Origin of the sequence: Vibrio sp. VB16, assembly GCF_015594925.2 — a bacterium.
Lineage (GTDB): Bacteria > Pseudomonadota > Gammaproteobacteria > Enterobacterales > Vibrionaceae > Vibrio.
Genome location: NZ_CP087590.1, coordinates 205,608 through 222,461 on the forward strand (window position 1 = coordinate 205,608; position 16,854 = coordinate 222,461).

Annotated in this window: 13 protein-coding genes and 1 pseudogene; all 14 read left to right on the forward strand. The window is 34.5% G+C overall.

Annotated elements, in window-relative coordinates; translation table 11 throughout:
* Nucleotides 1-16: 16 nt before the first annotated feature.
* The 14 genes and pseudogenes from IUZ65_RS00965 (at nucleotide 17) to IUZ65_RS01030 (ending at nucleotide 16,853) form a co-directional block, all read left to right on the forward strand.
* Nucleotides 17-604, forward strand: coding sequence for an acyltransferase (locus IUZ65_RS00965; protein WP_195704914.1), 588 nt, complete (start codon nucleotides 17-19; stop codon nucleotides 602-604).
* 2 nt (nucleotides 605-606) lie between these two features.
* A complete protein-coding gene (locus tag IUZ65_RS00970; protein WP_195704915.1) occupies nucleotides 607-1,710 on the forward strand; it encodes a DegT/DnrJ/EryC1/StrS family aminotransferase in 1,104 nt (367 codons plus the stop codon).
* On the forward strand, nucleotides 1,707-2,792 hold the full coding sequence (locus IUZ65_RS00975) for a glycosyltransferase (RefSeq protein WP_195704916.1): 1,086 nt from the start codon (nucleotides 1,707-1,709) through the stop codon (nucleotides 2,790-2,792). The genes IUZ65_RS00970 and IUZ65_RS00975 overlap by 4 nt, the downstream gene beginning before the upstream one ends.
* On the forward strand, nucleotides 2,782-4,176 hold the full coding sequence (locus IUZ65_RS00980; protein ID WP_195704917.1) for a lipopolysaccharide biosynthesis protein: 1,395 nt from the start codon (nucleotides 2,782-2,784) through the stop codon (nucleotides 4,174-4,176). The genes IUZ65_RS00975 and IUZ65_RS00980 overlap by 11 nt, the downstream gene beginning before the upstream one ends.
* A gap of 3 nt (nucleotides 4,177-4,179) precedes the next feature.
* Nucleotides 4,180-5,622 carry an O-antigen polymerase gene (locus IUZ65_RS00985; protein ID WP_195704918.1) on the forward strand — a complete coding sequence of 481 codons (1,443 nt, stop codon included), beginning with the start codon at nucleotides 4,180-4,182 and terminating at the stop codon, nucleotides 5,620-5,622.
* Nucleotides 5,597-6,679, forward strand: coding sequence for a glycosyltransferase family 4 protein (locus tag IUZ65_RS00990; protein ID WP_195704919.1), 1,083 nt, complete (start codon nucleotides 5,597-5,599; stop codon nucleotides 6,677-6,679). Before IUZ65_RS00985 ends, IUZ65_RS00990 begins: the two co-directional genes overlap by 26 nt.
* A gap of 42 nt (nucleotides 6,680-6,721) precedes the next feature.
* Nucleotides 6,722-7,708 (forward strand): SDR family NAD(P)-dependent oxidoreductase, encoded by a 987-nt coding sequence (locus IUZ65_RS00995; RefSeq protein ID WP_195704920.1) that lies wholly within the window; start codon nucleotides 6,722-6,724, stop codon nucleotides 7,706-7,708.
* A 6-nt stretch (nucleotides 7,709-7,714) separates the two neighbouring features.
* Nucleotides 7,715-8,680 (forward strand): glycosyltransferase family 2 protein, encoded by a 966-nt coding sequence (locus IUZ65_RS01000; protein ID WP_195704921.1) that lies wholly within the window; start codon nucleotides 7,715-7,717, stop codon nucleotides 8,678-8,680.
* 355 nt (nucleotides 8,681-9,035) lie between these two features.
* A pseudogene (locus IUZ65_RS23480) lies at nucleotides 9,036-9,218 on the forward strand (DapH/DapD/GlmU-related protein); the annotation flags it as partial.
* Entirely contained in the window at nucleotides 9,205-10,470 is a 1,266-nt protein-coding gene (locus IUZ65_RS01010; RefSeq protein WP_195704923.1) for an oligosaccharide flippase family protein, read from the forward strand. The pseudogene IUZ65_RS23480 and the gene IUZ65_RS01010, both read left to right, overlap by 14 nt.
* An 18-nt stretch (nucleotides 10,471-10,488) precedes the next feature.
* Complete coding sequence (locus IUZ65_RS01015; protein ID WP_195704924.1) at nucleotides 10,489-12,411, forward strand: hypothetical protein; 1,923 nt, start codon at nucleotides 10,489-10,491, stop codon at nucleotides 12,409-12,411.
* A gap of 60 nt (nucleotides 12,412-12,471) precedes the next feature.
* Nucleotides 12,472-14,556, forward strand: a complete 2,085-nt coding sequence (locus IUZ65_RS01020; protein WP_195704925.1) for a hypothetical protein — start codon at nucleotides 12,472-12,474, stop codon at nucleotides 14,554-14,556.
* Between the two features lies 1 nt (nucleotide 14,557).
* Nucleotides 14,558-15,637 (forward strand): non-hydrolyzing UDP-N-acetylglucosamine 2-epimerase, encoded by a 1,080-nt coding sequence (gene wecB / locus IUZ65_RS01025; RefSeq protein WP_195704926.1) that lies wholly within the window; start codon nucleotides 14,558-14,560, stop codon nucleotides 15,635-15,637.
* Complete coding sequence (locus tag IUZ65_RS01030) at nucleotides 15,627-16,853, forward strand: glycosyltransferase family 4 protein (RefSeq protein ID WP_195704927.1); 1,227 nt, start codon at nucleotides 15,627-15,629, stop codon at nucleotides 16,851-16,853. The genes wecB and IUZ65_RS01030 overlap by 11 nt, the downstream gene beginning before the upstream one ends.
* The last annotated feature ends 1 nt before the right edge of the window (nucleotide 16,854 follow it).

Below are 16,854 nucleotides of genomic sequence, written 5' to 3' on the forward strand. Positions count from 1 at the left end.
TTGTGTAAGGTATCAGATGAAATATTTTAAACACGAAACAGCAATTGTCGACGATGGAGCCCAAATTGGTGCCGACAGTCGCGTTTGGCATTGGGCTCATGTGTGTAGCGGAGCCAAAGTGGGTGATGGTGTATCATTAGGACAAAATACATTTGTAGGAAATAAAGTTACGATCGGTGATTACTGTAAAATACAGAATAATGTATCGGTGTACGATAATGTGCACTTAAGGGAAGGCGTGTTCTGCGGGCCTAGCATGGTATTTACTAATGTTTATAACCCACGGTCACTCATTGAGCGCAAAGATCAATATCGGACGACGATTGTTGAGAAAGGTGCAACGCTAGGAGCTAACTGCACCATCATATGTGGAATTACTGTTGGCGAATATGCATTCATTGGTGCAGGTTCTGTCGTGAATCGAGATGTAAAACCATTCGCTCTAATGGTAGGTGTCCCTGCAAAACAGATTGGCTGGATGAGCACCTTTGGGGAGCAGTTGGAGTTGCCGATTAACGGACAAATAACAGTTAAGTGTTCACACACGGATCAATCGTATCGATTAGAAGGCGATACATTATCTCTAGTACAAAAGAGTAGTTAGCTATGCAATTTATTGATCTAGAAGCGCAATATAAACACCTTAAAGAGAAAATCGATACTCGTATTCATAACGTGCTTAGTCACGGTAAATACATCATGGGACCTGAAGTATTTGAGTTGGAGACTAAGCTTGCCGAGTATATTGGAGTAAAACATGTAATTACTTGTGCAAATGGAACAGATGCCCTTACGTTAGCGATGATGGCGCTGGGAATTCAAGAGGGTGATGCAGTATTTTGTCCAACTTTCACCTTCTTTGCATCCGCTGAAACTATTGCTTTCGCTCACGCTACCCCAATATTCGTGGATTCAGATGAAGCAACATTTAATATTTGTCCCAAAGACCTCGAAAAACGAATTCAAAATGTTATTGTGGAAGGGAAACTAATTCCCAAAGCTATTGTTGCTGTCGATTTATTTGGTTTACCTGCAAATTATTCTAAAATCGAAGCTATAGCACAAAAGTACGGCATCAAAATAATAGAAGATGCGGCTCAAGGATTTGGTGGGTCAATTGATGGGAAAATGGCAGGCTCTTTTGGTGATATTGCAACGACGAGTTTTTTTCCTGCCAAACCGCTAGGTTGTTATGGTGATGGTGGTGCAGTTTTTACCAATAATGACCACTATGCTGATTTACTACGCTCTCTTCGTATTCACGGTAAGGGTGTCGATAAGTATGACAATGTAAGAATTGGTATAAATAGTCGTTTAGATACTATTCAAAGTGCAATATTAATTGAAAAACTAAATGCCTTCCCTGATGAAATAAAAAATAGAAATCAATTAGCTGATACTTACAGATCTAGATTATCCGAAGAATTGGTTACACCTAAAACCCCAGAAGGTTATGTGAGCTCTTGGGCTCAATTTACATTGAGAAGCCCCAAAAGAAATTTTCATATGAGCGAATATCGAAAAAAGGATATTCCTACGATGATTTATTATAATACTTGCATGCATGACCAAACTGCGTTTGAATATCTATCTGATAATAGTTGTGATTTTCCAATAGCTAATATTCTCTCGAAAGAAGTATTTAGTTTACCTATGCACCCTTATATGAAAAATGATGAATTGGAACTCATATTGAGCATAATTAGATGAAAATTATAATTGCAGGTAATTGGAAGGCACCAATAGTTAAACGACTTGCGAAAAAAATGATGGCTAGAGGGCATGATATCATCATCGCTTCCTTTGAGCTGTCAAGTACAGAAAAAATAAAAGGAATTATATTTGAAGATCTTGGGGAACTTCGGAGTCACTTAGATTACTTTAAATTTTGGAAGATAAATAAACTTGTTAATAAGTATAGGCCAGATGTCGTACATGCACATTATACAAACCATTATGGTTTAATGTCATTATTTATTCCTGTTCCTCTCGTTGTTGCATTGTGGGGATCTGATATATTAATGCCCTCTAAAAAAATTGGAAGAATAAAAAAAACAGTATTAATGATGATAAACAAAATTATATTATATAGAGCTAATTTTGTGCACAGTTCATCTATGTCTGTTATTGATAAATCTATTTTGCTCTGCGCACAAATAGAGAAGAAAAGCGAGGCGTTTTATTGGGGGCTATCTATTGATGAACCTGATGGCGATGCATTATTAATAGTAGAAAAGGCATTAGAGATTGAATTCGGATTAAAAGGGAATGGTTTTTATATATTTCCTCGCGGTTTAGCTCCAGTATATAATCCGGACTTGGTCGCAAAGATTATAAATATAATGTCAGGCATGAAGTTGAATAAAAGTGTAGTAGTCTTAAAGGCATTCTCAAATGATAAAGAAGAAAATAAATTTTTGTCAAAAGTTGACAGGTCTTCTTTTCATTATATCAATAGATTACTAAACGACACTGAATTATATTCACTTTATGGTCGTAGTGCTTACCACTTGTCGCTACCGTTATCTGATAGCCTAGGTGGGGGAGTTATCGAACCTTTACAATTAGGCAGTATACCCATTGTTAGTGATATATTGCCCTATAAAAATTTCATACAACATAGCATTGGAATGACTTTAAAGAGTGAAAGCGAAAGTGACATTATAAATATGTTATCCGAAACGATTGATTCAAAAATGAGCTATCATAAGAATATAGGACAATACAGCCAGGAGCATGTGTTAGAAAAAATAGAAAACATCTACAAAAAGGCAATTGACTTTGGAACGTAGAACCCTTTCCCATTTTATAATTGGCTCAATGCTAACTGGTATTATTGGTGCGTTCACACTACCTATATTTGCTTGGTTTATCCCGTCTGAAATCATTGGTCAATATAGTTTGGCTATTTTGGCAACGAATTTGGTTATTATGATTTCTATGTTTGGGATGGATCAGGCGTACGTAAGAGAATTCCATACATATAAGGATAAAAATTTACTCTTAAGAACGGCTTTTCTGCCTACCATATGTGTGGTTATTCTTGTATTAGTTATTCTGATATTGTTTTATGAGGCAGATATATTAACGTTAGAAGAGAATGCGTCAAATGGCCACTTGGTATTAATTACATTTATTGGGCTAGTTTTTACTAATTTTTTTCTGAAGTTGTTGTCACTATTGTTTAGAATGAACGAATTAGGTATTTCTTTTTCTTTAATCCAATCGGTACCTAAACTTCTATTTTTACTTTTAGTATTGATAGGATGGTCTTTAGACATTGAAATTAGATTATATTATCTATTACTTATAAATTTTTTAGTCGGATTTTTGGTATTGGTCATTTTTAGTATTTATAAACGAAGCTTATGGTTAGAACAAGGCTCTAAACCATCCCTAATTGATACTGAACTTGTCTTTTCTATGATGCGCTTCGGAACACCCGCTTTAATAGGTGGCGTCGCTTATTGGGGTATTAGTTCTCTGGATCGGTACTTTCTAGCTTGGCAATCAGATCTTAACGAAGTTGGTACATACTCAATTTTGATGGGATTAGTATCCGCAGTAATGTTATTAAAAGGAGTTTTTTCAAATGTATGGGCTCCTATTGTATATAAATGGTATGAGACTAATCAAGACAAGGACAATATTCAACGGGTGGCTAACATTGCGTTTCCTGCCATTCTTATATTATGGTCTTTAGTAAGTTTATTTTCTTGGATCATTCCGTATGTTTTTCCCTATGAATATAAAAGTATAGAATACATGATAATGTCTTCTGTAGGTTGTCCACTGATTTTTCTATTGTCTGAAATATTTGGAATAGGTATTTCATTAAAAAGAAAAACCCAATATACATTATTAGTATCTATTACTGCGTTAATCTGTAATGCATTGGGGAATTATTTACTGATACCAATATACGGTGCTTCCGGTGCCTCTGTTGCGTCGCTTTTGTCATTTTGTGTGTATTTGCTCGTCAGAACAAAAATTAGTTCTAATCTTTTATACAAAATAAAAACAGATAATTTGATTGTTTTTGTCTACATTTTCACGATATTTCTTTCTATTATAGGAACTGTTTTTGAACGTGACGAAGTAAGATACTTTTTCGGACTTAATGTTGTTATTTGCATGTTTTATATATATATAAATTACTTTAAAGTTAAGGTGTAAAGAGTGCTCTTTAAAAACCATACTACTAATATTGCACTATATTTATTTTTAATTTTCATATCTTCCAGTGTGATAATTTACCTTTCACTATATACGAATGACAAATTAATGGTGCTTATTTCTTGGTGTATCATAATATGTGCGATTCACTTTAATTTTTGGACTGTAGGAAACACTTTCTATTCTCCTCTGTTTCTTTTTTCCATAATGTACATGGGCTATCCTTTGGGTGGTTTGTATTATTCATTTTCTACGTCAAATTTTGGGAAGTTTTTAGGGTTTGTTAACATCCCACCTGAAGTAATCGTTACTTATATGCAGAAGGGTTTGTTATATGCGCTTGTATGTTATATAGCTCTTTATTTAGGATATTGTTCAGTAGTCAAAAGTAGACAATTTATTCTTAGAGAAAACAATGGTTTTTTTGCTTTTTATGCCAGGAATTATTTTATTTTTGTAGCCATCTTATTGACTTCAGGTCTTGGGTATTGGTTCTATCTCGGGAATTTATTGAGTGGGGGTATGATTAACTTTCTTTTATATTTTCAGGTTTTCCCACATTTGGCAAAAGCAGCAGAAATATCTACTTTGCCATATCACCTATACTATGCTGGTATTTATTTGTGGCTAATAGGAATAATTTCATCAAATAGAGAATTGTCATTTTATTTTGTTACGTTTAGTATTGTCGGGTTTGTAATGAATTTATCTCAAGGCCGAATTTCTCTTGCCGTAACATTTTTGATGTCACAAATAATTTTCGTGGCTATTTGCCGCCCTAAGATTGTATTTAAGCTTCTTATTTTACTTACATCCTTATTTTTATCGGCTTTTGTTGTCTATTTTTTACGTATTATTAGTAATTATCTTTATTTGGGTTTAGATATCTCTGATGTCGGTAGTGGAATATTGAATACCATTATAGGTGGTGGTAATGTAACGGATTTGCAACAACTCGTTTTAATATTTCATACATTTAGCTACGATGATTCATTAATTGGAAGCACTTTTATTGACTGGTTTAGAAATATGGTTGGAAAATATGTTGGATTGTCGCCATCATCAATAGGTTTGCTCATAAAAGAATTATATGTACCTGAAAGCTCCGGAGCTCCAACTCCTGGAGCTATTGGCGAGATGTATGCAAATTTTTCATTGATAGCACCATTAGTAATGTGTTTCGTAGGAGCATTGTTTGCTTTTATTGCAAATTTTGCCATGAAATCCTCGAATTTGTTAATTGCTATGATATATTCAATTTTTTTGAGTCGGTTTGTTTTTATGTATCCTAAAGTTGACTCGACTATGTTTGTCAATTTTCTTTGGGGTGTTGTGCCTCAAATCTTTGCTATAAGCATGATTTATGTAATATATTTTTTTAGTAGGAAAGTGAATGAAAAGGCGGAAAAGAGTCATTCAAATGACTTCGGTTCATCCAAGGTATGACACAAGGATTTTCTTAAAAGAGTGTCAGAGTCTAGTCAACAATAATTATGACGTTCACCTCATCGTAGCCGATGGTGCGGGAAATGAGTGTAAAAATGAAGTAAGTATACATGACGTTGGAGGCTCAAAAAGCCGGATTGATAGATGGTTGAGAGTTCGAAAAGACGTGTTCAGAAAAGCAGTTACTCTAGATGGAGACATATATCATTTCCATGACCCTGAATTAATTTCCATAGGGATTAAATTAAAAAAACTAGGTAAATGTGTCATATTTGATTCACATGAAGACTTTTCTAAACAATTACTTAGTAAACCTTACTTGAATTTTTTAGTAGCTAAGTTGGCGTCATTTTACTTTAAGTTATATGAGTCACTTTTAACTCCTCGATTTGATGCGATAATTTGTGCGACTAACAGTATAGGTTTGAATTTTTCTAGAAAATGTAAAAAAGTCAGTATAATAAATAATTATCCTATTTTAGGAGAGCTAACAACAGTATCTAAAAATAATAAACGTGAAGCAAAAATTGCATATGTTGGTGGTGTATCTAGGATTAGAGGTATCGAAAATGTTGTTGAGGCGTTTAAATATGTTAATGGAGCGGAGCTCAATCTTGTAGGTTCATTCTCTGAAGTGAAAACTCATATGAACGTTATGTCACTAAGTTCATGGGATAGAGTCATAGAGTTGGGCTATTTAGATCGCAAAAATGTCGCTTCTGTATTGAATAGTTCAATAGCTGGAATAGTCACATTTTTGCCATATCCAAATCATATAGAGGCGCAACCAAATAAGATGTTTGAGTATATGAGTGCCGGTATTCCTGTTATTGCATCGAATTTTCCTCTTTGGAGGCAAATTATTATTGGTAATGAATGTGGTTTGTGCGTAGATCCCGACAGTCCGAAAGAGATAGCGGTGGCTATCCAGTATTTAGTCGATAATCCAGAGGTTGCACAAAAAATGGGCAAAAATGGATTTGATGCTGTAAACAGAATTTATAATTGGAATCAAGAAGAATCGAAGCTTATACGATTGTATAGAGAGCTAATCTAATAATTTAATATAACTACAATAATTAAAACTTAAGGTGTATGTATGAAACGTTATTCACTGTCAGGAATTTATAACAAAGCCATGGTAACAGGTGGAGCCGGATTTATTGGTAGTCACTTAGTAGAAAGCTTACTAGCAGATGGATTGGAAGTCATTAGTATTGATGATTATAGTGCGGGAAAGACAGAAAATTTGAGCGAATTACATCGTAAATATGGTGGAAATTTACAAGAGGTGAACTGTGATGTAACGGATTATGATAAACTCAAAACCTACTTTGATGGTGTAGATGTTGTGTTCCACCAAGCTTGTTCAAAAATGACAGTTTGCTTGAAAGATCCACGACGTGATTTACAAATTAATGCAGGCGGTACCTTCAACATGTTGGAACTCGCAAGAGACCACAATGTTAAGAAATTTGTTCATGTTTCCACTGGTTCAGTTTTTGGTAAAGCACAATATTACCCAACGGACGAAAAGCATCCACTCAATCCGAGTTCTTATTATGGAGTGAGTAAATTGGCTGGTGAAAAATATGTGCGCGCTTTCAAAGATTTATATGATATGAATGTCAGCATACTTCGATATTATCATGTGTATGGACCAAGGCAAGAAAGTAGTGATGTTGGCGGTGTGGTTTCTATTTTTGCAAGACGAGCATTAGAAAATAAAGATTTAACAATTTACGGTGACGGTTCACAAATTAGATCGTTTACTTATGTTCAAGATGTTGTTGATATAAATAAATTTGTAGCAATTACTGAAGAAGCAAGAGGAGAGGACTTTAACTGTGCATCAGGTTTATCGGTATCGATTAAGGAATTAGCAGAAAGTGTTTTACATGAACTCGACAAGAAAGAACTGGCCATCGAATATAAAGATTGGAAAATTGGCGATATTAAAGATTTTGACGTGAGTCATGATAAACTAGTTAATATGGGATTCAAATTCCAATATTTAGATTTTCCCGAAGGCTTAACTAAAACTCTAAACTGGAGCAAAAATCATTTCAGTGATAAAAAAGGTTAGTTCCAAATGTATAATTCTAAAACTGTAGCTGTAGTAGTTCCAGCTTATAATGAAGAACTGTTAATTGGTCGGGTCATTGAGACAATGCCAGATTATGTAGATCATATGATCATTGTCAATGATGGTAGTATGGATAAAACCTTCGAAATCATAGAAGGTTATGCCAAAACCGATTCAAGAATTGTACTGGTTAATCATGTTATTAATAAGGGTCTAGGTCAGTCGCTTATTGATGGCTATTTAAAAGCTAAGGAAATGGAAATTGATGCTGTTGCGGTAATGGCTGGAGATGCGCAGATGAACCCAGATGACCTACCAGCACTCCTAGACCCAATAGTTACTGGAAAAGTCGACTATACCAAAGGTAACCGGTTGCTCCGAGAGGAAGTGGTTGAAAGAATGCCAAGGCATAGACTCATTGGTAATTCTGGATTGTCGCTATTGACTAAATTTGCTACTGGATATTGGCAAAGTATTGATCCTCAATGTGGTTATACTGTTATTTCGAGAAAGGCATTAGAAATAATACCAATTGAAAGCATGATTAAAGGATATGGTTACAATGCTCATATTCTTTGGATGCTCAATATTAATAATTTTAAAATAAAAGATGTAGAAATTGAGCCTGTATATGGTGAAGAACAAAGTAAAATAAAATTGAAAACATATATACCTACAGTTTGTAAGTTGCTTTTAGGACTATTTCACAAGCGCTTACTGCACAAGTACATATTGAGAGATTTCAATCCATTAGTTTTATTTTATTTATTCGCATTTGTTAATGGTGTTCTTTTAGCTTTGCCATTGTTCATTCGCCTGATATATAAAGATATGACTGTTGGGTATATACCAACTACCACTTTGATTTTGATGTCTTTTTCGGTAACAAATGCTTTCCTTTCACTGTTTTTTGCTATGTGGATGGATATGGAGGCAAATAAACATTTGACGGATGTCGAGAATGGCCACTGATAAGGACTATAAATACTCGGACTATATAATGCATGGGATTTATTTTTTACTATATGGTTTAGTGAAATACATCCCATCGCCTATTGGTGATCTTTTACGATGGGTAATTAGTAAGCCTTTTCTTATGGCTAAAAATAGGGTGAGAATATACGAAGGCGTGACGTTGTGGTACCCCTATCGAATATCAATTGGTAAGAATGTTACTATTAATGAATACACGTATATTTCAGGTTACGGTTGTGTATCAATAGGGGAAAATGTTCTTATTGGACACCGTGTATCAATACTTTCTAGTGAGCACGTTCATTTAAGTACTGAACAAACTATTCGTAGCCAAGGAGTTGTAGCGAAAAAAGTAGATATTGGCAATGATGTATGGATTGGTGCTAATGTAACAATACTTGCTGGCGTAACGGTCGGAACTGGTTCTATTTTGGCTGCTGGGGCAGTTGTTACTACTGATGTGAAGCCATATACGATAGTAGGAGGCGTACCGGCCAAGTTCATCAGAGCAAGAGTTCATAATGAAAAGCTATGATGCGGTTATAGATCTAACTATAAATTACATTGGTTTGATTATAGCTGCGGGATCAGGGATTATATTAAATATTCTTATCATTCGATTATTCGGATTGGAAGAACTAGGTGTATTTAATCTGTCTTACGCTATATTTGTATTAATGTCACAAATTACTGTGTTTGGAGTTCATCTTTCATGTCTTAGGTTGTGTGCTCTAAATCCTGAAAATTATCGATATATACTGGCTTCAGGCTTACTGGTTACTGGTTTTATTTCATCCTCAATGTCACTTTTGATATACGTTGCTTCTCCACTCCTTTCTGTGTTGAATGTGAGTGATCTGGAACACGGTGCTAATTATATATGTTTAGCGTTGGTTTTTTTCTCTCTTAATAAAGTGTTTTCATTTACTATTAATGGCTTATCTAGAATGCGATTATATGCACTTATTGGTGGGTTTAGGGCTGTTTCAATGTTAGCTTTTGTTGTCTTACTTTTTAATATTGAATCGAAAAAACCGTTAGTTTCGACATTTCTTTTCTCTGAATTTAGTTTATTTTTAATGTTCATGATTTATTTTTTACGAGATATTTCATCGGTTTCATTTAATTGTAGGTTAAAAAAGTCGGCTATAGAACATTATAATTATGGTAAGCGAGTGGTCATTTCTGGTATCAGTATTGAGTTGAATGCCAGAGTTGATGTTTTGGTACTAAGTGCTTTTGTATCGTCGTCGTCTGTTGGTTTATATTCATTTGTTGCAATGTTAATTGAAGGTTTTTATCAATTAATTGTTGTTGTAAAGAATTATATAAATCCCAAAATAGTAAAGCTCTATGCGAGTGGTGAAAAAGAACCATTAGAAAAATTCATTAAAAAGGTGGTGCTAATTGTGACATCTTCTTTTTCATTAATGGCAGCATTGGCGTATTATTTATTTCCGTTAATGGTTGACTTGTTCAATCTTGATCCACGTTTAACGACTGTATCAATAATATTTTTGATACTTATAGGGTTTATGGCTGCGTTGTCAGGTTGGCTATGTCTTGATCAACTGCTAGCTATTTGTGGTAAGCCAGAAGTTAGTTCTAAGATGTATTTTTTGATGGTTTTAGCGAACATATTTTTTAATTACTTATTTATACCTATTTGGGGCTTGAAAGGCGCTGCTTTTGCAACTGTTCTATCTTGGGTTATATTTACTATAATGTTAAATTGTTCTGCTATTCGGTTTCTAAAATTAAATTTAGTCCCTTTTTTAGGGAAGTAAAAATTGGAGTGAACGCAAGTGTGTGGGATTTTTGGTGTTTTTTCAAGTAAGACAACTTCATTAGCTAAAAATGAGGTGCTTTCCATATTTGAAGATGTGTTTTTAATGTCGGAAGCGAGAGGTAAAGAGTGTTCAGGTCTGTCAGTTGTTTTAGAAGAAGACCTTGTTGTATTAAAAAGCGCAGTTTCCGCTTCGGAATTTTTACATACAGAGCAATACCAAAGTTTATTGTCGGATGTCGTTTCTGGTGATTCGCCATTCATAGCAATTGGTCACTCTCGCCTAGTCACTAATGGCTTAGGTGCATTAAACAATAATAACCAACCTGTAACACGTCATTCTGATGTAATAATACATAACGGTATTATAGTAAATGATGAAGAGATTTGGTCAGGTTTAGAATCCAAACCAACCTCTGGAGTTGATACGGAAGCTCTATTAGCTTTATTTCAACACAAAGCAGAAAAAGAGCAACGAAATATTGCTATTTCAAATACATTTTCTGAGTTGAAGGGTAATGCGTCAATTTGCATTCTTAACTCAGAAGGTGAAAACGCAATACTTGCAACCGATAATGGCTCTCTATATTATGCTTTTGATAAAACATTGGATATTTTTGTATTTGCATCTGAATTTTTTATTTTATCAGAAGTTTTAAAAAAGAATAAAAAGATTAGTAAAATGTCAGTTAATCATCTCTTTGCTAACACAGCACTTTCTATAAATTTGGATTCTTTAGATGTTGAAAGTTTTGTTATGAATGATAATGCTGATCATTTATTGTCAACTACAAATAATACCAAAGAACGTACTTGTGGACGAATATTAGATCGATCTGATAAAGACTACCCTGACGGAGTAAAAATAAAACGCTGCACAAAATGTATATTACCGTTTTCGTTTCCTGGAATAGAGTTTGATATAAATGGTATTTGTAATAAATGCCATGAACATAAAAAAACTGTGCTAAAAGATAAAAATGAATTGTTGGAACTGATAAGTAAATATAAGAGTAAGGACGGAAGTCCGGATTGTTTAGTTGGCCTGAGTGGTGGGCGAGATAGTTGTTATGGCTTACATGTGATAAAAAATGAGCTAGGTTTAAATCCAATCGCGTATACGTACGACTGGGGGCTTGTAACTGATTTAGCAAGACGAAATATTGCTAGAATGTGTGGACAACTTGGTGTTGAGCATATATTGGTTTCAGCTGATTTGGCTAAGAAAAGGGAGAATGTACGAAAAAATATTCAGGCCTGGTTGAAAAAACCAGATTTGGCGATGATTCCTTTATTTATGGCCGGAGATAAACAATTTTATTATTATGCTCATCAATTGAGAAAGCAAACTGGTGTTGATCTTTTTATGTTTGCAGCTGGAAATAATTTGGAACGTACTGATTTTAAACTGGCCTTTTCTGGTCTTCAAGGTAATTCTGGTAATGGAATATTAACTCAGATATCTAGCTTTAATAAAGCGAAATTGATGGGAAGTTATGGGTTGCGATTTTTGTCCAATCCTAGCTACCTTAATAGTTCACTATTTGATAGCTTCCATGCTTTTTATTCTAGTTATTTTTTAAAAGATGATTACTCATATTTATATCACTATTTTCCGTGGAATGAAGAAGTAGTCAATTCCACGTTAAAAGATGTTTATGACTGGGAGGGTTCTGGTGATACGTCGACAACTTGGCGAGTTGGAGATGGAACTGCTGCTTTTTATAATTATATATATTACGTAGTGTGTGGTTTTACAGAGCATGATACATTCAGATCAAACCAAGTTAGAGAGGGCGTACTAACGAGAGATGAAGCTTTAGCTTTGGCAAAACAGGATAATGAACCAAGATGGGAGTCTTTACGGTGGTATGCTAATACAGTAGGTTTTAACCTTGATGAAGCTTTGATTAAAATTCATAAAATAAATAAAAGGTATTAAGTAACGAACTTCATTTTTTATAATTTACGATTTTTAATAAGGCAGTAGTTGGTGGTGTATATGAAAAATAGATTATTTAAATTTCTGGTTGATTATTCTTTCCCTCTTGTAGTGTCATTTTTCTATTTTTTGATAAATTATAGTCATTTGTTTTCTCTTACAGCATCTAGTGATCCTCTACAATATGTTGAACCCGCTCTTCATCCCATCGACGGTTTTCCATATACGGACAGAGTTTTGTTATGGTTGTGGATAAGAGTAATCTCAGTTTTACCAATCTCTGTAGGTCAAATCGGTGGGATTGCGACACTCCTACTTAGTACTCTAACATTGGCATTAGTCACTGCGTATTTATATAAGAAGTGGGGGGTAATATCGGGAATATTGTTCACAATATTGTATATTTCGTCTCCCACCATATTAGGAGTAGCATCATATACATATCCGATGCATATGTTAACAATAGCCATTGTTTTATCTATAATAATATTAGATGGTGTTAATGGTTCAGCTAAAAAAATCTTTATCTCTGGATGTTTTTTAGGGATTATGCTGCTCAGCAAAATTCAAGGCTACGCTTTCGTATTTTATATTTTTTATCTAATTGTTACAAACTCAAAGAATATTAAAGACTTTATTAGGTTTGGTTTCATTTCCAGTTTTGGTTGCGCGTTGACTTTGAGTTTAGTTTTTGGGTTTATATTTATATACGATGGCTATGACACGTTGATTGGTTTATTCGCCTCATATTTATCTGGAGGAGCAGAAACTCAATTTTCAGGTAGAGCTTTAGGTGGTCTGCCACCGTTTTACTTTTTTCTTGCAGAACCAACAGCAGTAATAGCAATCATTGGACTGTTATTGCCGATTTTTTTTAAAAAATTCAGATTAATTAAAGAAATATCGATTATTGGGGTTTGTCAATTAATTGGTTTACTCTTGATTTATATCATCACTCAGCGTGGTGGGCCTGTTATAGCAAATTATTTTTTAGATTCCTATGTTGTCGGATTACTGTGTTTCTCAATATGTTTTGGGCATTCAATTGAAAAGCGAACTATAACTGATGTGTATGCTTATTTATTATTAGTTACTTCTTTTGTATATTTAGAGTATTTAGCAGTTACAATGAAGTATAAAAATACGGTATACACACCACTACATCTTAAATACGAGAGCACATTTAATATTGTTCTTTGGAGCATAATGATACTTAGCATCACGATGTTAATTCTATCTAAGAAAGTACTTTCGAAGTCAAAATTGGTCGTCATTTTAAGTTCTGTTGTTTTTGTCTCTTTAGTCAGAATCAATGAAGGTGTTTCGGATGCTAAATTTCGTCGAGAATACAATCGCGGGTATCATGTAACGTCACAATACATTCAATCATTTCTCGACCAAGGCAAATCGGTTTGGACATACGTCAAGCTGAATCGTTCAGATATAGACACCGGTACTGCACGCCTAAAAATGATATTCGATGCGCTTTACTATGATGGTGTTGGTGATGCTTATTTCGGTAGAGACCCTCGAAAAGAATATGACGTTCTAATTACGACAAGTTCGGAGATATACAGTAACCAAGGAAATGATTTTAAGCGTATTGAGCCGAAAAGTTCATCGAACGTAGATGAGAATTTGCAGTTGGATATAAAAGGAATCAATGCAATACCTCAATATGGCGTCAGCGTTGGTGGTCTTGTTGGAAATGCTACGATAACAAAAGTCAGCCAATCTAATGAAACTATTTTTGAACTGATACCTGATGTTGAGAAAGATTTTTTGATCCAGCTTGATTACTCATCTTCTGAACATCTTAATGCAGTAAAAGGCCAAACTGTTTTTCTGGTTCCACAGCAAGGTATTGATGTTTTAGACTTTACAGTTCGACTGTATGTTCAGTTTAAAAATGAAGGTAAATGGTCTAGGGAATCATTCACATTAAAAAATACGGAAGATAAACCTTCTGTATCAATAGATGTTCCTGAGACCGCCGAGAAAGTACAGTACGGATGGATTGTTTCTAATGGGAAATCAAATACACCGACGTCGCTAAGGTTACCTAATATTGATCTTAATTTAATCGATAGCAACGATGGTTCGTCGAAAATGGTAGATGGTTTCAAGTACTGGGTGGTTGAATAAAATGAAAATTGTTACAGTTCTGGGGGCTCGACCTCAATTTATCAAAGCAGGTACAGTTAGTCGTGAAATATTACGTGCAGCAAATCGAGGAGCTGATATTTCCGAAGTTATCGTTCACACGGGTCAACATTATGATTTTAATATGAGCGATGTTTTCTTTGACGAGATGCGAATCCCCAAGCCCAATTATTATCTCGGAATTGGAGGTGGAATGCATGGTGAGATGACCGGTGAGATGATTAAAAAAATAGAGCAGGTCTTATTAAAAGAAAAACCAGATTTTTTGATGGTTTATGGTGATACTAATTCTACATTAGCAGGTGCAATAGCAGCATCTAAGTTAGGTATAAAAATTGCTCATGTTGAGGCGGGATTGAGAAGCTTCAATAAAGATATGCCTGAAGAAATAAATAGAATTTTGACTGACCGGATTAGTAAACTTCTGTTTTGCCCGACCGAAATAGCAGTGCAAAATTTGGAAGACGAAGGTGTTGCGTTGTGGGGCAATTCTGAAGTGTTATATACTGGTGATGTTATGTTAGATGGAGTCAATTATTATAGTCAATTTTCTTCTCCTCCAGACACAATTATGGATGGAGAACCTTTTGTCTTGGCGACCATCCATCGTGCTGAAAATACTAATGATGAAAATAAATTAAGAGCGATAATTCAAGCGCTAGATGAAATAGCGATGGATAAACGAGTATATTTACCATTACATCCAAGAACTGCATCTGTTTTGAAAAGTATGAATGCTAAAGTCAAAAACATTACGTTTATTGAACCAGTCGGATACTTGAACATGTTATGGCTAATCAATCATTGTGACAGCGTTATCACAGATAGTGGAGGTCTGCAGAAGGAAGCATTTTTCTTTAAGAAGCCGTGCATTACCGTGAGAGACGAAACAGAATGGGTTGAATTAATAGAGCAAGGTTACAATAAGCTTGTTGGGGCATGTAAGACAGATATATTGAATTCCTTCCATCAAGGTTTTTCAGGTTTGATGTTTGATCAAGAGTTATACGGTAATGGTCAAGCTAGTGAGCTTATTGTTCAAAGGTTTTTAGATGAAAAATAAAAAAGTTATTTGGATCATTAATCAGTACGCATCGACCTTAGAAACAGGGATGGGAGGGAGGCATTATTATTTTTCGCGAGAGTTCGCAAAGGAGGGTCATAATGTATATTTGATTGGTGCTAGTTATCATCATTTGTTAACCAATCCCGAAACGAATACAAAACCTATAGAATCAAAAGAAGTCGATGGTTTTAAATATATTTCAATTGATATGCCTAGGTATTCACACGCTCACAGTAAAAAAAGAGTGCTTGGTTGGTTTCGGTTTTCTTATAAGATTTGTAAATTACGCCAATTTATTGAGGAAAGACCTGATGTGATAATTGTGTCTACACCATCGTTAGTTTCTGTTTTGGGGGCGAAATATTTAGCAAGAAAATATTCGGCAAAATTAATCTGGGATATTCGTGATATTTGGCCTCTAACTTTAACTAAAATGGGGAGTATTAATAAAAGGCATCCTTTTATTCAGTTGCTACAATATATAGAGAACTTTGCTTGTAAACATGCTGATTATATTACCTCTAATTGGCCATATGCTAATCATCACCTTGAAAAAAGAGGATTAGAGAAAGATAATTTCACATGGATCCCCAATGGATTTTCCATTGAGGAGTTTGAAGATCAAGATGATTTGGATACCGACTTCTTAAAAAACGTGCCGAAATCCAAGTTTTTGGTCGTTTATACAGGAACATTAGGTAAGGCTAATGCAATTGACGTGCTATTAGATGTGGCTGAGTTGTTGAAAAATAATGAAAATATCGTATTTTTGGTTGTTGGTGGAGGAAAGGATAAGTCGGAATTCGAACTGTCACTTCAATCACGAAATCTCGATAACGTTTTGTATTTAGGAACCGTAAGAAAAAAACAGATTCCATCAGTATTAGCTTTAGCTGATCTTTGTTACGTTGGTTTTAGAAAAAGTTCATTATATGAATATGGGAACTCTTTAAATAAGTTACCTGAATATCTAGCTAGTGGAAAACCTATTGTATATTCGGTAAGCTCACCATATAAGCCGGTTGATATTGCTAAAGCAGGTATAACTGTACCAGCTGAAGACCCTATCAAAATATCTTCGGCAATTGTCGAAATATCAAGAATGCCTAAGGCTGAAAGACAAAAACTCGGACGAAATGGTTATTTATACGCAGTTGAAAATTTCGAATATCGGGTCCTAGCTAAAAAATTCCTTAATATTATAGAAGGTTAAT

Bases quoted from the DNA above. Each gene is read 5' to 3' on its own strand.
- IUZ65_RS00965 (WP_195704914.1), top strand. From the start codon at position 17: ATGAAATATTTTAAACACGAAACAGCAATTGTCGACGATGGAGCCCAA.
- IUZ65_RS00970 (WP_195704915.1), top strand. From the start codon at position 607: ATGCAATTTATTGATCTAGAAGCGCAATATAAACACCTTAAAGAGAAA.
- IUZ65_RS00975 (WP_195704916.1), top strand. From the start codon at position 1,707: ATGAAAATTATAATTGCAGGTAATTGGAAGGCACCAATAGTTAAACGA.
- IUZ65_RS00990 (WP_195704919.1), top strand. From the start codon at position 5,597: ATGACTTCGGTTCATCCAAGGTATGACACAAGGATTTTCTTAAAAGAG.
- IUZ65_RS00995 (WP_195704920.1), top strand. From the start codon at position 6,722: ATGAAACGTTATTCACTGTCAGGAATTTATAACAAAGCCATGGTAACA.
- IUZ65_RS01000 (WP_195704921.1), top strand. From the start codon at position 7,715: ATGTATAATTCTAAAACTGTAGCTGTAGTAGTTCCAGCTTATAATGAA.
- IUZ65_RS01010 (WP_195704923.1), top strand. From the start codon at position 9,205: ATGAAAAGCTATGATGCGGTTATAGATCTAACTATAAATTACATTGGT.
- IUZ65_RS01020 (WP_195704925.1), top strand. From the start codon at position 12,472: ATGAAAAATAGATTATTTAAATTTCTGGTTGATTATTCTTTCCCTCTT.
- wecB (WP_195704926.1), top strand. From the start codon at position 14,558: ATGAAAATTGTTACAGTTCTGGGGGCTCGACCTCAATTTATCAAAGCA.
- IUZ65_RS01030 (WP_195704927.1), top strand. From the start codon at position 15,627: ATGAAAAATAAAAAAGTTATTTGGATCATTAATCAGTACGCATCGACC.